This window comes from Xylanibacter ruminicola 23 (assembly GCF_000025925.1).
Classification (GTDB): Bacteria; Bacteroidota; Bacteroidia; order Bacteroidales; family Bacteroidaceae; genus Prevotella; species Prevotella ruminicola.
In genome coordinates this window covers 3,042,091-3,057,366 of sequence record NC_014033.1, presented here as the reverse complement: position 1 = coordinate 3,057,366, position 15,276 = coordinate 3,042,091, and the positions used below count along the sequence as shown (strand labels likewise).

9 protein-coding genes are annotated in these 15,276 nt (G+C 45.4%); 3 read left to right on the top strand and 6 right to left on the bottom strand.

From position 1 onward, the window contains the following. Nucleotides 1–84 precede the first annotated feature (84 nt). Nucleotides 85–1,581 carry an L-fucose/L-arabinose isomerase family protein gene (locus PRU_RS12970; RefSeq protein WP_013065477.1) on the top strand — a complete coding sequence of 499 codons (1,497 nt, stop codon included), beginning with the start codon at nucleotides 85–87 and terminating at the stop codon, nucleotides 1,579–1,581. Between the two features lie 74 nt (nucleotides 1,582–1,655). On the opposite strand, the gene PRU_RS12965 is transcribed toward PRU_RS12970, so the two are convergent. The 3 genes from PRU_RS12965 to PRU_RS15465 are packed head-to-tail and all read right to left on the bottom strand — an operon-like array spanning nucleotide 1,656 to nucleotide 5,395. After that, nucleotides 1,656–2,567, bottom strand: coding sequence for a hypothetical protein (locus tag PRU_RS12965; RefSeq protein WP_074683902.1), 912 nt, complete (start codon nucleotides 2,565–2,567; stop codon nucleotides 1,656–1,658). A gap of 58 nt (nucleotides 2,568–2,625) precedes the next feature. Beyond that, nucleotides 2,626–4,875 carry a protein kinase domain-containing protein gene (locus tag PRU_RS12960; protein WP_177168169.1) on the bottom strand — a complete coding sequence of 750 codons (2,250 nt, stop codon included), beginning with the start codon at nucleotides 4,873–4,875 and terminating at the stop codon, nucleotides 2,626–2,628. After that, nucleotides 4,841–5,395 (bottom strand): hypothetical protein, encoded by a 555-nt coding sequence (locus PRU_RS15465; protein ID WP_013064448.1) that lies wholly within the window; start codon nucleotides 5,393–5,395, stop codon nucleotides 4,841–4,843. Before PRU_RS15465 ends, PRU_RS12960 begins: the two co-directional genes overlap by 35 nt. 981 nt (nucleotides 5,396–6,376) lie before the next feature. Here PRU_RS15465 and PRU_RS12950 point away from each other — a divergent pair. Together PRU_RS12950 and PRU_RS12945 are read left to right on the top strand one after the other, a co-directional pair. Further along, the gene (locus PRU_RS12950) at nucleotides 6,377–7,258 is read left to right on the top strand and encodes a Fic family protein (RefSeq protein ID WP_033150585.1); all 882 of its coding nucleotides are present in this window, start codon (nucleotides 6,377–6,379) and stop codon (nucleotides 7,256–7,258) included. A 109-nt stretch (nucleotides 7,259–7,367) separates the two neighbouring features. Then, complete coding sequence (locus PRU_RS12945; RefSeq protein ID WP_013065733.1) at nucleotides 7,368–8,417, top strand: lipoprotein; 1,050 nt, start codon at nucleotides 7,368–7,370, stop codon at nucleotides 8,415–8,417. Between the two features lie 498 nt (nucleotides 8,418–8,915). Here PRU_RS12945 and PRU_RS12940 read toward each other — a convergent pair whose 3' ends face one another. The 3 genes from PRU_RS12940 to PRU_RS12930 are packed head-to-tail and all read right to left on the bottom strand — an operon-like array spanning nucleotide 8,916 to nucleotide 15,242. After that, the gene (locus PRU_RS12940) at nucleotides 8,916–10,280 is read right to left on the bottom strand and encodes an IPT/TIG domain-containing protein (protein ID WP_013063366.1); all 1,365 of its coding nucleotides are present in this window, start codon (nucleotides 10,278–10,280) and stop codon (nucleotides 8,916–8,918) included. Nucleotides 10,281–10,304: 24 nt separating this feature from the next. Beyond that, a complete protein-coding gene (locus PRU_RS12935; RefSeq protein WP_013064036.1) occupies nucleotides 10,305–12,047 on the bottom strand; it encodes a SusD/RagB family nutrient-binding outer membrane lipoprotein in 1,743 nt (580 codons plus the stop codon). Nucleotides 12,048–12,062: 15 nt separating this feature from the next. Further along, a complete protein-coding gene (locus PRU_RS12930) occupies nucleotides 12,063–15,242 on the bottom strand; it encodes a SusC/RagA family TonB-linked outer membrane protein (RefSeq protein ID WP_176763647.1) in 3,180 nt (1,059 codons plus the stop codon). Between the last annotated feature and the right edge of the window lie 34 nt (nucleotides 15,243–15,276).

Sequence of the window (15,276 nt, the reverse complement as noted above, 5' to 3'; positions counted from 1 at the left end):
AAATTTCTTGGTTGTTTCGAGATTAAATTATAATTTTGTGGCTTGAAACGAAAATCATTACTTTATTAACAAACTCATTTTAATATGAACAACGTACCTAAAATTAAAGTTGGAATCGTCGCTGTATCTCGCGACTGTTTTCCTGAGTCATTAGCTGTTAACCGTCGTAAGGCTGTTATCGCTGCGTATGAGAAGAAATTCGGTAAGGATGGCATCTACGAGTGCCCTATCTGCATTGTTGAGAGCGAAATCCACATGCAGCAGGCCCTCGAGGATATCAATAAGGCAGGATGTAATGCACTCTGTGTATATCTTGGTAACTTCGGTCCTGAGATTTCTGAGACCATGCTGGCTAAGTATTTCAATGGCCCAGCTATGTTCTGTGCTGCTGCCGAGGAAACTCAGAACGACCTGATTGATGGTCGTGGTGATGCTTACTGTGGTATGCTGAATGCCAGCCACGCTCTGTCTCTGCGTAAGACTCGTGCTTATATCCCAGAGGAGCCAGTTGGTGATGCTGACCACTGCGCTGAGCTCATCCACGAGTTCCTGCCCATCGCTCGCGCTATCGTTGGTCTGCAGAACCTGAAGATTATCAGCTTCGGTCCTCGTCCAAACAATTTCCTGGCTTGTAACGCTCCTATCCGTGCCCTGTATGATCTCGACGTAGAAATCGAGGAGAACTCAGAGCTCGACCTGCTCGAGTCGTTCCAGAAGCATCAGGGCGATCCACGTATCGACGATGTAGTGAAGGATATGGCTAATGAGCTGGGTGCTGGCAACAAGATTCCTTCTGTTCTGCCTAAGCTCGCTCAGTATGAGCTCACTCTGACCGACTGGATCGAGGCTCACAAGGGCTGCCGCCAGTTCGTATCACTCACCACCAAGTGCTGGCCTGCATTCCAGACCATGTTTGGTTTCGTTCCTTGCTACGTAAACAGCCGTCTCACCAGCCGCGGTATCCCCGTTAGCTGCGAGGTTGATATCTACGGAACACTGTCTGAGTTCATCGGTACTTGCATCACAGAGGATGCCGTTACGTTGCTCGATATCAACAACACCGTTCCTAACGATATGTACGAAGAGAGCATCAAGGGCAAGAAGTTCCTGTGCGACGAGTACACAGACAAGGAGATCTTCATGGGCTTCCACTGTGGTAACACCGCTTCTTCTAAGGTTTGCAACTGCAGCATGTGCTTCCAGCGCATCATGGCACGCGCTCTGCCTGTAGAGGTAACAAACGGTACTCTCGAGGGCGACATCAAGCCAGGCAAGGCTACTATCTATCGTCTGCAGAGCACAGCCGACACCAAGCTCCGCGCTTACATCGCTCAGGGTGAGGTTATTCCTGTAGCTACACGCTCATTCGGTTCTATCGGTATCTTCGGTGTTAAGAACATGAGCCGTTTCTATCGTCACGTGCTCATCGAGAAGCACTACCCACACCACTGCGCTGTGATGTTCGATCACGCTGGTAAGTACCTGTGGGAGATTCTCAAGTACATGGGCATCCCCGTTGAGGAGATCGACTACAACTTCCCCAAGGGCGATTACTACCCAACAGAGAATCCATTCGCATAAGCGATACATTCTAAATAATAAAGCCGCAACTTTCAAGGTTGCGGCTTTCTTGATTTATATAAATTGTGATAGGATTACTTCCACTTAAGGTTGTAAGTTGTTTCTTCGGTATTTTCGCCTTCAACAACCTTGACAACGACCTTAGTAACAAGGTTGTTGCTATCCAAGGTGTATTTTGCAGTAATGGTTCTTGTGACATCATTTCCTTCTTCTTTCCAAGTTCTAACCAACTTCTCAGGCAGATACTCAGGCATTGCGCCAAGTTTGTCGAAGATAGGAGCTGATTCAGCCAAATCCTCTACATAGAAAGGAAGCTCAAAGACTCCACCACCATAGAAGAAGATATTAGCAAGAACGCCAGCCTTAACTGTACCATAGGTTACGGTGTAATTATTTACATCTTCTTTTTCTTCTTGGTCATTCAGTTCATATCTTTCGTAACTAGCAATAACATTTTCATTCCAAGAAAAATCAAATAATTCATCAGTTTCCATTTCACCTGACTCTTCATTTTTCTCCCAGGCCTTGAAACCAATCAGTTTACCATCCTTATAGGTAAACTCATCGTAGCCATAATCATCTGCATATTTTGTAACAACACCATCGGTAAGGGTATAGACCTTAGTCTCTACATTATCGTCTCTTTTGGCCTTTACGGTTATTTTATCAGTTTCATAGGTAAAGGTGCATGATAATCCTTCGTAAGAATCACCTGTAAATCGATCTACGCTTTTATAAGCAGCTTTTGTAACCTTACCATCATCACCATAAGTGAAAGCAAGAACGCCGTTATTGCCCTCAGATTCAACCGAAATCTCAGAAAGAATACCCTTAATCTCTGTTGGTGTCTCTGGCTCATCAGGAGTAGTTGGAGTCTCTGGAGTAATTGGGTTGTCACCTACACCACCAAGACCTTCTGTACAAGCGCACAATGTGAAACCTGCGATGAGTAAACTCATCGAAACTGACATGAATTTTGTTTTCATACTTTGAATTGAATTAAGTTATTAATATATGTTCGAAAAATTTAATTTCGGTGCAAAATTAATCGAAATTCAGGAAACTTAATTGGTCCAAATTGGTCCAAGTTTTAAAATAGTATGAAAAATCTGTTGTTACGGGTGCTGGTTTAGCTGGGAATTCATGAAGACGATGTGTTAATAGCTTCCAACCTTCTGCATGGCAATAGGCTTCTGTAGAGCCATAAGGAATATAGATTTCTGGCAGATGCTCCCAAAAGGACTCGCGAGTATCTGGTCGATAAAATGGGGGTACGTCCGACATACAATATATCCGTTGGAAGATACAGGTCAAGGCCCAAGTACCTATATGGGTTAGCTGAGAAGGGATGACCAATTCATCGCGATCAAACCAGTTGAAGCATTCGTCGCTGAGACTCGTTACGCTATTGGGTATAAAGGCTGTAGCACTACCTGTAACCATCTGATTGGTAGCCGTTTCTATAATGGCATTGCAATCTTCGCGACTATCATAAACGGGATTATCGGCACTTATTTCTACCTTACACAGATGATGGTTTTCACCCAAGGCTGTAGAGGCAATATGAGTGACGCCAGATGGGATGTAAAACGCGTTAAAGTCGCATTTCAGAAAGGCATTCTCGCCAAGCGTTTCTACAGAGCGAGGCAGTTGTACAGACTTTAGATTTAAACAACCGTTAAAAGTATTTGCCTCTATCTCTTTCAAGCCTGTGAAATAGCGCAACTCATCAAAGCTGCGTATAGCCGTATTTCCAGAAAAAGCACCACCAAGCGAGTTAACAGCCATAGCCTCGTCTATAGACAATTCGCCATCGCCATTACTATCCCAATGACTAACACAGACGGACTTAACTGCCGGATCGCGAAACTCTATATACTTATGGATATATGGTTTGAGACTCTGCCAAGATTTCTTCTCATTCGTTTCTGTCATATAGAACTCTGGCACAAAGATAGCAGAGAGTTTGGGGCAGTCAACCAGATGATGAGCACCATCGTTGGTGTTGGGTAATACTGATTCGAAGATGACTGTTTCAAGCTCAGGACACTCTTCCAGTATATGGTCGCCTATAGCTACGACACTACTGGGGATGGTTATCATCTGCAGACCTGTATGGCGAAAGGCACTCTGGCGGATAAAACGTACCGTTCGAGGTATGCGGATTGACTCCAGGTGGGTGCAATCCCAAAAGGCACAAGCATCAATTTCGTTAAGACCAGTAAAGTGTTCCAGTTCTGGGAACGATCGCAACAGCGTGTCCTTTGTAAACACATCGCCAAGCGACTTTACTGAGGCTGCTTCTTGATAGCTCAGTTCACCATCGTGATCATAATCCCAATGGCTGATGCATTTTTGCTTTGCCTCAGGGTCCTCGAAGCCAATAATCTCGTGGTTCAGCACTTTCACCTGAAAATTAAGCTCAGCCGTATGTTTCTCTAAATCAGAGGCTTTATGACTTATCGCATTCACTTTTGCTATCAAAGCAAAGATGACAACCAGGGCTATCATGGCTGATGCCATAAGCTTGAAATGCCACTTGCGCTGCTGATGAAGGGCGGCAAGCAGATCGTCCATATTCTGATAGCGTTGATGGATGGGGCGTAGACATCGCTCAGCCACCTTTTTATATATATCCATCTCCAGAAGTATGACTCCCAGCGAATAGATATCGTTACGAACATCTGGTAGAGCTTTTGTGGCTTGCTCTGGAGCCATATACTTCAATGTGCCAGCAGGTTGTTTCAGTATGGCATGACTATCGGTATCAGCTAGTCCGAAGTCGATAATCTTCACATAACTGCCGTTGTAGGTAATCATGATGTTTGAGGGCTTCAGATCGCGATGTACCACTTGTTGGTGATGAATGTAGGCCAAAGCCTCTGCCAAATCGATAGCTATGCGTTGGCGATCGCTACGACTGGGATTGGCCTCAAGATATTGAGCCAGCGTCTTGCCATCAATCCATTCGGCTATGAGGCATCGTTCGTAATGCCCGTCAGCTATCAAAACATCCTCCATACCAATGGCTTGCATGATAGATGGATGCTGCAAGCGCATCATAATCTCGAATTCCTTGCGAAGCAACTGTTGATAGGCGGTATCGGATGATAGTTCCTGCTTCAGACATTTGAGCAGAAACCATCGCCCATAGCGTTTGGCTTTGTACAAACGACAATAGCCCGTAGATGGCAATTCAACCATCTCGGAGAAGGTGGAGCTGAGTCCCTCGAAATCACTTACTATGTAGCTTGAAGCATCATCGCTCATATCTAATGCCTCCCCGTTTGCCACAAACATAATTGGTTTGTTCCTGATCGCCCTGTTGCAACTGACTAAGATATAGTGGCTCACCTTCGATAATCAGACTACAGCAAAAGGTATCGTTTGCTTTCAGACGAGTGTTCTCTGATGCTGTAACCACAAAACGCATATCGCCCTCATAGCGGATATGACACACTCTGTCAGGTAGCCAATAGAGTGTTAAGCATTCTCCCACAGCAAGGTCGGCATTTACATCCAGATGGCGATTCATGGCCAGATTACTTGGCTCCATGCCATCAGCAGGAGAGTGCATGCAAAACGCCTGATAGTTCTTGTAACCAATGAACTGGGCTAAGGTATCGAGTGTTCTCACGCTTGGTTCGCCCTCATTGTCTAAGTAGCCCCACACACGTTTAAGGGTTGTGGCACTAAGCATCTGATGTAATCGCAGAAAGATGCGTTCTCTCAGCTGGTCGAAATCTTTTGGCGTGCGTATCTCCTGATGAAGCGCTTGCTCAATAGTTTTGCAAAGTAATTCTGTTTGTTTCATTATCTAATCACCACCTGTGACTTTATATGGTTTGACTTTAGGTTGGCAAAGTTAACGATTTTTTCTGAAACAAAGAAATAATTGGCGGAAAAATTGTCTCGGCCATCAGGGTAAGTATCTCTGGGAGGTTCTCAAGTACATGGGTATCCCCGTTGACGAGATCGACTACAACTTCCCCAAGGGCGATTACTACCCAACAGAGAATCCATTCGCATAAGCGATACACCTCTTATATAAATAGAGCCGCAACCTTTTCAGGGTTGCGGCTTTCTTTTGTTATATCATATTAAAAAATCTCTCATCTCTCAAGAAATCTCTCGAAACGCCCGTGTACAAAGGATTTGAGATGGGTGAGAGATTTTTGGAATCTCTCCCTAATCTCTCAACAATCTCTCAGGAAACCCTCACAGGAAGTTTTGCAAGTTTTTTGGCTATTATTTTCGGTTTTTTCTTTAAATATTAAAATCTGGCTGAGGTGTGTGTGTCTGGAGGGATCGGGTGAGAGATTAGTGAGAGATTAGGGAGGGATTTTTAGAATCTCTCATCGCTCGAATCCCTAGTGTTTATGCGGGTTTTGAGCGATTTGTTGAGAGATGAGAGAAAAATTCGATAAACTATATATAAAATAGGTTATTGTATTCGAGTTATTTCTATGAGTCATTCGGATTATGTCTACAAGTGATTCAGATTATGCCTACAAGGTGTTCGACCTATTCCTTAGGGGATATTCCCTTCTTTGGAACACTTTATTCCCAACTAGGGAACATTTTATTCCCAGTTAGGGAACAATCCATTCCCACCTTGGGAACAAAAAACGCCGTTCTGTCGAATTTACTGGAAATCATGGAACCGACTCCATGATTCATTGAGTTAAAAAGTGAAGTATTTAGTGGTTTTTGTTTCAAAAACTTGCCGGTATCGGCAAAAAGTTATATATTTGTGGCGTGAATTGGCGTAAAAACTTGCCGATAGCGTTGAAACATGGAGTATATATCAGTTAGTAAGTTTGCAGAAAAGTATGGTATTTCTGAGCGTACGGCCCGAAATTATTGTGCCCAAGGGAAGATAGAGGGGGCTTTCTTAACAGGAAAGACTTGGAATATTCCTGCAGATGCTGCTTTGCCCAAGCGTGGTGAGAAAAATAAAAAGGTATCGCCACTTCTTAAGGCGTTGAGAGAGCAGAAGGCATCGAAACTAAAAGGTGGTATTTATCATCGCACCCAGATAGACCTTACTTATAACTCTAATCATATAGAAGGTAGCAAGCTTACCCACGATCAGACTCGATATATTTTTGAAACTAATACGATTGGTGTTACTGACAGCGCTATAAATGTGGATGACGTTGTAGAGACAGTTAATCACTTCCGTTGTATCGATTATATCATCGATCATACAGAGGATAAACTGACAGAAAATCTGGTAAAGCATCTGCATCTGTTGCTGAAATCAGGAACTTCTGATAGTCGTAAGGATTGGTTTGCCGTTGGCGATTATAAACGATTACCAAACGAGGTTGGTGGACAGGATACTTGTGCACCAGAGGATGTACACAAGCAGTTGAAAACCCTATTGGATGAATATAATCATAAAGGCAAGAAATCATTCGAAGATATTCTTGACTTCCATGTGCGGCTTGAACAGATTCATCCTTTCCAAGATGGTAATGGTCGCGTTGGTCGATTGCTGATGTTTAAGGAGTGCCTAGCCAATAATATTGTTCCATTCATTATTACAGATGATTTGAAGATATTCTATTATAGAGGTCTGCGAGAATGGGGACATATTAACGGCTACCTTACAGATACTTGTCTTACAGCCCAAGATATGTATAAAGAACTGCTAAAGTATTTTAGAATATAGCACGCTTGATAATAGAATAATAGGGATTTCCCTCATTAATTATAGGGATATTATTTTTTGTGTATTGACAGAAATTAGTACTTTTGCACTATAACCAATTATATAAGGTATGATTACAATTAATTTCAGGAGAACAATATGTATTGCGCTTACTGCCTTCTCTCTCGTCTCTTGCAGCAGTAATAATGAAGATATCGTAGATAATAACGACCCTACTAACAAGGGCGAAGTTGCTGTACCCGAAGAGGAAACCATCACCAACCTATCGGCCGATATGCCTCTTGCTGCAAAAGAATATCTGGGCTCAGGTTACGATATAACGGGGCCATATCTTAGCAACGAATGCCTGCGCGAGAATGTGATCGACCTGAACAAAATAGAACCAGACGAGATGACATCTATTGTGGCCAGTAGCGGAACAGGAAGTCTGGTAAGTGGCATTGGGTATTCATGGACTTTCTTGGATGGTTTGCGTAGAGCAGAAGGATTTACACTCGAGGGCGAACCAGGCGACGTATATTTCGCTGGTACTTTTACAAGCAATCCTTTGTTTAAGGAAAGCAAGGAGCGAAGCGATAACTACTCGTTTATGATGTATATGGACAGATACGCCGTATATGAAAAGAAACTGCTGATACCGACTGAACGATATATTGACCGTATCCTGACTGATGATTTCAAACAAGCACTTGAAAACGAAAGCGCTGAACGTATTGTAGAACGATTTGGCACCCATGTACTCAAATGTGCACTTATGGGAATAAATATCCTATCACTCTATCGTTCTGGCCTGAAAGAAAATACAAACGATGACGATTGCTTCTTATGTAGTATGTTCCGTCGTATGAACGAGGTATATAACCCCGTTTATTGGAAAATTATCGATTCGAAAGCTACAAAAGGTGGCGCACTATCAGTACAATGTCATGGTGGCAACACGCAAAGGCTTTCAACTGAATTCGCTCAATTACCTCTCAGCAAAGAGAAATCATCAAAAGCTATTGCTGAATGGTGGAACCAAGCAAATAACGATAATCTATCGCTCGTACTGCTGACTGGCGACGATGTAATACCGATCTACCAACTGATAACCAACAAAACAAAAAGTACTGAGGTACAGCGAGCTGTCAAAGCATATATACATAGCCATCAGTTGTAATGAAAATCCTTCCGTAGGAGTACTCGAGTCCTTTAGTAAGAGGACTGCAGTACTTCCTAAGGCGTACTGGAGTCATATCTAATAAGTACTCATGCCAGCATTAATGGTGGCATGATTTTTTTGCAAAAACATCTCAACCTCTCACTCAATACCTTTGAAACCTTTATATACAAAGCATTTCAGCCACATGAGAGGTTGCTCCAACCTCTCACCTAACCTCTCCCTCAACCTCCCCCTATGAGAAGTTTCAGCATTCGTCATCTTTGATATAAAAGTGAGAGGTATAGTGAGAGCTTTAGTGAGAGGTTTAGCAAACCTCTCATCCTCCTCTATCCCCAGTATTTATGCATGTTTCAGAAGATTTGAGTGAGAGGTTGAGAGATTTCGCAATTATCACCTTAAAATAAGTTGTGATATAATGGTTAAACAAAATGAGGGCTGGTATCCGTGTGGAGGAATACCAGCCCTTGAAATTTCATGGTAATATAGATGTTTTATTTACTTCGAGAATGTTACCTTGGTAAGCTTGTAACCGTAGCCTACAAGGAGCATACCGCCACGCTCATCTACAATTGCCTTGTTGGCTTCGGTGTAGGTAAAGTCGTATGGGTTAGCGGTGTCGGCTGTGAGATCGAACTGAGCTACAATCTGATCCTCGGCATTATCGCCCCACCAAGGTGTGGTGATACGCAGGGCATGATAGCCATCAGGCATATCGGCCATCTGGTAGTAAACATGCACAGTAGCGCCAACAGGCACATTAGCCATATCGGCAGCTGAGACAGTAACGTTTGCATCGCCCCAGTTAATCTCGATGCCGCCTTCCCAAAGGGTGGTCTCGGCAGGAGCTACATTTTCTAAAGCAACCACTTTTGTAAGCTTGTAACCATAACCTACGATGAGCATACCTCCACGCTCATCTACGATTGCCTTGTTGGCTTCGGTGTAGGTGAACTCGAATGGGTTTGGTGTGTCGGCTGTGAGGTCGAACTGAGCTACGATCTGATCCTCGGCATTATCGCCCCACCAAGGTGTGGTGATACGCAGGGCATGATAACCATCAGGCATATCGGCCATTTCGTAAACCAAACGGATGGTAGCGCCTACAGGCACATTAGCCATATCGGCAGCTGAGACAGTAACGTTTGCATCGCCCCAGTTAATCTCGGTGCTACCCTCCCAGAGTACAGTCTCCTTTACGCCTGGATCAACATACTCGGTGTTGCTGACTGTGAATACGCCGCAACCATAACGTGCGCCATCGGCCTCGATAACAACAGTGTACTCGCCCTCGGCCATGCTGGGAACAGTAAAGGTAAGTTTTCCGTTTGCAAACGATACGTTGCTAGCCTCCTGCTTGCCCACGAACACCTTGGTTACGTTAGTAGCATTGGTGCAATCGATAGTTTTGGTGCTACCGATAGTGAGCCAACGTGATTTGCCGTCGCTGGCCAGTGAGGGATCGCCCTCGGCAGGCAGAACAACGAGCTTGCAGGTACGTGAGGTTTCAAGCCCCTTAGTGGTAGCTGCTACAATCTTTACGATGTGCTCGCCAGCCAGTACAGGTGTGTCGATAGAAAGACCTTCGGCTACCTGCTCATCGTCGATAAGCCAGGTAACGGTGGTGTACTTAACGGGGGTAACCATTACGTCGAACTGGAAGTTCTGGGTGCGCTCGATGGTCATGAGCACGCCAGGCTCGCCACCCTTACCTTCGGGGATATCCGTATTCAGGATACGGGGATAATCGTCCTCGCCAGCCGTGAAGAACGGATCCTCATCAGATGTGCAAGCTGTATTAGCAGCCATGCCGCAAACCATGAAGAACATGGCGAGATATTTTGATATATTCTTAGTAATCATAATGCAATTATTTCTTTAAAATTATTACTCGACATTGATATCGCTTGTGTCCCACCAGAGACGCTTGTGCCAATCGTCCTTGCCACCCATGCGCTCGATGGCAGCCTTGTAGTTCTCGCTGTTGTACTGGTTCTCCAGGATAGGGTAACGCAGGCGATTAGGTGTTGACAGATTAGCATCGTCGTAAGTAAAGTCGGGACGGATAGCCAGCTTTGTACGATCGGCCAGTACAGGATAGTCGGAACGACGCAGGTTAGCCCAAGCCTCAGCAGGGTTCATCATGTGCAGGATGTAAGCCTGAGTGTTGATGGCCTCCTTAGCATTGGTAGTAAGCACGCCAGCGTTCATCAAACCATTGATGTAGGCATCGATATCGGCATCGGCAATCTTATCCTTGTTCTGCAGATAGTGGTTGTTCATCCAGGCCATCGAAGCCTTGATACCAGCCTTGAAGTGCTCCTCAACGGTACCGTTAACATTCCATCCCTTGAGCTTAGCCTCGGCCAGCAGGAACTCTACCTCGGCTGAGTTGATGAGTGTACCAGGACATTCGGGCATCTCAAAGTCGATAGAGAGGAATGGACGAATCATACGTGCATTGAAGTTGTTCTGATCGAAACCAGCCTCGGGATACATCTTTACATACTTCTCGAGTGTAGGAATCTCAGAGTTAGCAGGTGCATTTACCCAATCGCTCCACCAGGCAGCACCTGGTACACAAGCGGTATAGGTATCAACCTTGTCGAGATAAGCTCTAACCTCGTCGGTAACATCGATATTCCACTCGCGGTCGGGCTTAATCTCCGAACGATTAGTGTTGATGTAGTGACGGCAGATGCGATAAAGGCGTGGGTCGTTGTTATCCTTTAAGATATTGAAGAATGTGGAGCAGATAAATGTAGGCGAAGTAGGATCCTGGCCATACAGAATCTCGCCAAGTGCGTTTACACGGAAATCAAGGTCGCGTGAGCCGTCGTAGAGAGTAAAGGGGCTGTCGGTATAGATAATGTAGGCATCGTCGGCCTCAGAGGCGATATAACCGCCATTAGCCGAGAGGGCCTTCTCGAACTCCTGCTGAGCCTTAGTAGGGTTCACATCGCTGATGCGCATAGCAAAGCGCAGGCGCAGGGCATTGGCATACTTACGCCAAGCTGCAGGATCGCCATACAGACTGGTAACGTCGCCACCAATATTATCGGTGCCAGTACCAAGCTGATCTACACAAGCAGCCAACTCATCGAAGAAGAAGTTATAAATCTCCTCCTGAGTATCGTACTTAGGATTAGAAATACCTTTAACAAAGCCTAAACCAGCCTCGGTACAAGGAATATCGCCATAGGTATCGGTAAGAACCGACATGAGGTAAACACGGTGAATGCGCAGAGCGGCATTGGTGTTTGGCATATCCTCAGAATTTGCGATGGCATCTACAATATTCTTGATAGCCACAGCATAGTACTGGTCCCAAATCAGGCGCATCTGATCGTCCTGTGCATGTACGCTACCAGCATAGTTGCTAACGTTCCATCCACCTGCGAAGTGCTGTGTAAAACCAGTAATGTAGCTACGATAGGTGTCCATCAGTCCGAAGTCGCCATAGGTCTGCAGCAATGCTGTAGTGAGCTGGGCGCTTGGAGCAATCGATGACGCCTTGGTCTCGTCGGTATTGAGCTTCTCCATGTAACTATCGCTGCAAGATGCAGTAGCCAGGAAGGTACAGCCAACCATACCAGCGAAAAGGGTTTTCTTAATATATTTGGTAATCATAATAACTGATACTCATTAAAATTTAACATTAACATTGATACCATAGCTGCGGCGTGAGGGCAGCGAACCATACTCCAAACCAAGTCCTGAGGTGTTGTAACCAGAGTCAGGATCGATGTTAGGAATGTTCTTCCATACGATGAATGGGTTACGAGCTACGAACGAAACGTTCAGGCCCTTCACGGTCTTACCCAGCCACTTCTCAGGGAATGTGTAACCGAAGGTGATTTCGCGGCACTTTACATACGAGTTGTCGTAGATAAACATCGATGGTGCATTCTCGGTAGCTGTCTTCCAGTACGACTCAGGATTAACGGCAATATCGTTCTGACGGTATGTACCATCACCATTGTCGATAACACCGGGAACAATCAGTCCCTCGCACTTTCCGGCAGCACGCCACTCATCAAGTGTCATATTAGCCTGCTTACGCAGCTCCTCAGAGCGGTACCACTCCTCGCGGCCCTCGAGTGTGCCACTGGCTTTACCTGTAGCATAGGCCGAACGCATTGACATTGAGAAGAGATCGGCACCAACCTTAACGTCGAAGCCTGCAGAGAGGCGGAAGTTCTTATAAGTAAAGGTAGAATAGAAACCACCAGTCCAATCCCATGAGGCGTTACCCAGTGTGTGAGTCTGATCGTCAACAACTGGCAGACCGCTCTCGGCATTGATAATTACCTGTCCGTCGGCTGTGCGCTTAAAGTCCTTACCGATGATTGAACCGTAGTTCTTACCAACCTCGGCACCTACGCTAACACCACACCAGGTTGCCTTCTCAAGCTCGAAGTAGTCCATACCGTCGATGAGCGACTTAACCTTATTGGTGTTCTTTGAGAAGTTTGCACCAGCATCCCATGCGAAATCCTTGATCTGCAGCACGCGACCGTTGAGTGCAATCTCGATACCCTTGTTCTGAATCTCACCAGCGTTGATGAGGCGATAGTTATAACCAGATGTTGATGAAGAAGCCAGACCGATAATCTGATCCTTTGACAACTGGTTGTAGTAAGTTACATCCAGACCCAGACGGCCCTTGAAGAATTTCATCTCCAATCCCAGCTCAAAGCTGTTGGTACGGGTTGGCTTCAGGTCCTTGTTAGGCTGGGTGTTGTTGTTAATCATACCAATTACATAACCACCGTAAGAGTACTTACCTGTGGTGTAGTTCAGCGCCAGCTGATAAGGATCGGTATCGCTACCTACCTGTGCCCACGAAGCACGAATCTTACCATAGTTAATCAGGCTCTTGTTCTTGATGAACTCAGAGAACACAACGCTACCTGAGAACGAAGGATAGATATATACATTATTATTAATAGGCAGAGTAGATGACTTATCGCCACGTACGGTAGCCTCGAGATAGTAGGTGTGCTGATAACCTACGCTAGCCGAACCGAAGATAGAGTTAATCTGCTTCTTGTAAGTATTCTGCTGAATGCTCTGCTCGGCATAGTTCATGATAGCAATGATATCCTTCATCTGCTGGTCGGTACCAGTAAAGATATCAGTCTTATTGTTTACCTTGAAGATGTTACCACCAAGGGTAGCATTTACATCGAAATCGCCAAACTGGTTGTTGTAGAGTGCCAACAGCTCGGCATTCAGAGTGCGGTTTGTGAACTTCTGGTTCTGCAGCTGTCCAGCCTGCTTACCAGGAGTAGTGCGGCAGATGAAGTCCTGGAACGACATGAAGTTCATATCGGTACCGATAGTACCCTGCAACTTCAAGTGATCGGTGATATTCCAGATGGCCTTACCTGTAAGACGGAACACATCCTTACCAGTGGTGTTCTCGTTCTTATACAGATCCCAATAAGGGTTCTTGTTATACTGGTCGTTACCATTCCAGTTGGCATAGTCGCCATCCTCAGTCTGATAGTGCTTCAGCCAAGCCTGATTGTAGGTACCAGCCAAAGTCATCAGGTTCTTACCGATATTGCTCTGAGAGTCGCCCAGTGCAGGACGGTTCTTAACATCCTCGCGAGTGTAGTTGGCTGTGAAGTCGAGATCAACAGGACCTGCCGATGTGTTTACACGCAGGTTGAAGTTATCACGACTCATGTGTGTATTAGGCAGAATATCCTTGTTACGCATATCGGTAACGCTGAAACGAACACCAGTCTTACCAGAGTTAACAGACAGGATAGCTGTGTTCTGGGTAGTCATACCAGTACGGAAGAACTCGCTGGTATTGTTAGGATACATCAGGAATGGGCGCTTTACGTGATCGAAATATTCAATCTCCAGATCGTCGGCCTTAGCACCCCAGCTTGAGTTGGTACCCGAAGTAGCAGTTGGGCTGTAAGCACCACTGTAACCCATACCATAAACCTGCTGGATATCGTCCCACTTAGCCAGCTGCTGGTCGAATGTGAGCGAACCGTTATACTCAACGCTGATCTTATCCTTGTCGGCCTTCTTGGTAGTAATCAGAATCACACCATGTGATGCACGGCTACCATAAAGGGCCGAAGCGGCAGGACCTTTCAGTACGGTCATGTTCTCGATATCATCGGGGTTGATAGCTGAGATACCATCACCCAGGTCGTATCCACCCTCAGTGCCTGCGCTACCAAAGTTGGTATTGTCAAGGGGCACACCATCGATAACGTAGAGAGGCTGGTTGTTACCACTGATTTCGGTGTTACCACGCAGCAGTACACGGGTAGAACCAGAAGCACCACCTGCGGTATTCTGAACTACCAGACCTGCAACCTTACCCGAAAGCGAGTTGATAACGTTGGTTTCCTTAGCCTTTGTAAGCTCCTCGCCCTTTACCTCAGAGAGGGCGTAACCCAGAGCCTTACGATCGCGCTTGATACCCAGGGCGGTAACAACAACCTCGTCGAGCAAGGTCTTGTCTTCCTCCATCAGGACTTTCATGCCCTGCTTGGCCTTTACCTGCTTAGTAGCAAATCCGATGTAGCTGATTTCGAGCATATCGCCGGGTTTGCACTTTACCTTAAAGTTACCATCGATATCGGTAACAGTTCCTGCAGAACTACCAACCACCTTAACAGTGGCTCCAATCATTGGGCCATTGGCATCCTCTACGGTACCAGAAATGGTCTGGTCGTCGGGGGCTACTGAAGTAGCATGACCGTTAGTTGTAACGGCACCTGCTGTCAACGGCATCCACATCATGCCTGCAAAAAGCAGACTGAGAAGCGTTTTTGATTTCTTCATGTGCATTGTTTAATTAGTTAAATTATAATTGGAATTTATA

Coding starts and splice junctions, on each gene's coding strand:
- PRU_RS12950 (WP_033150585.1), top strand. CDS start 6,377: ATGGAGTATATATCAGTTAGTAAGTTTGCAGAAAAGTATGGTATTTCT.
- PRU_RS12945 (WP_013065733.1), top strand. CDS start 7,368: ATGATTACAATTAATTTCAGGAGAACAATATGTATTGCGCTTACTGCC.
- PRU_RS12940 (WP_013063366.1), bottom strand. CDS start 10,280: ATGATTACTAAGAATATATCAAAATATCTCGCCATGTTCTTCATGGTT.
- PRU_RS15465 (WP_013064448.1), bottom strand. CDS start 5,395: ATGAAACAAACAGAATTACTTTGCAAAACTATTGAGCAAGCGCTTCAT.
- PRU_RS12970 (WP_013065477.1), top strand. CDS start 85: ATGAACAACGTACCTAAAATTAAAGTTGGAATCGTCGCTGTATCTCGC.
- PRU_RS12965 (WP_074683902.1), bottom strand. CDS start 2,567: ATGAAAACAAAATTCATGTCAGTTTCGATGAGTTTACTCATCGCAGGT.
- PRU_RS12930 (WP_176763647.1), bottom strand. CDS start 15,242: ATGCACATGAAGAAATCAAAAACGCTTCTCAGTCTGCTTTTTGCAGGC.
- PRU_RS12935 (WP_013064036.1), bottom strand. CDS start 12,047: ATGATTACCAAATATATTAAGAAAACCCTTTTCGCTGGTATGGTTGGC.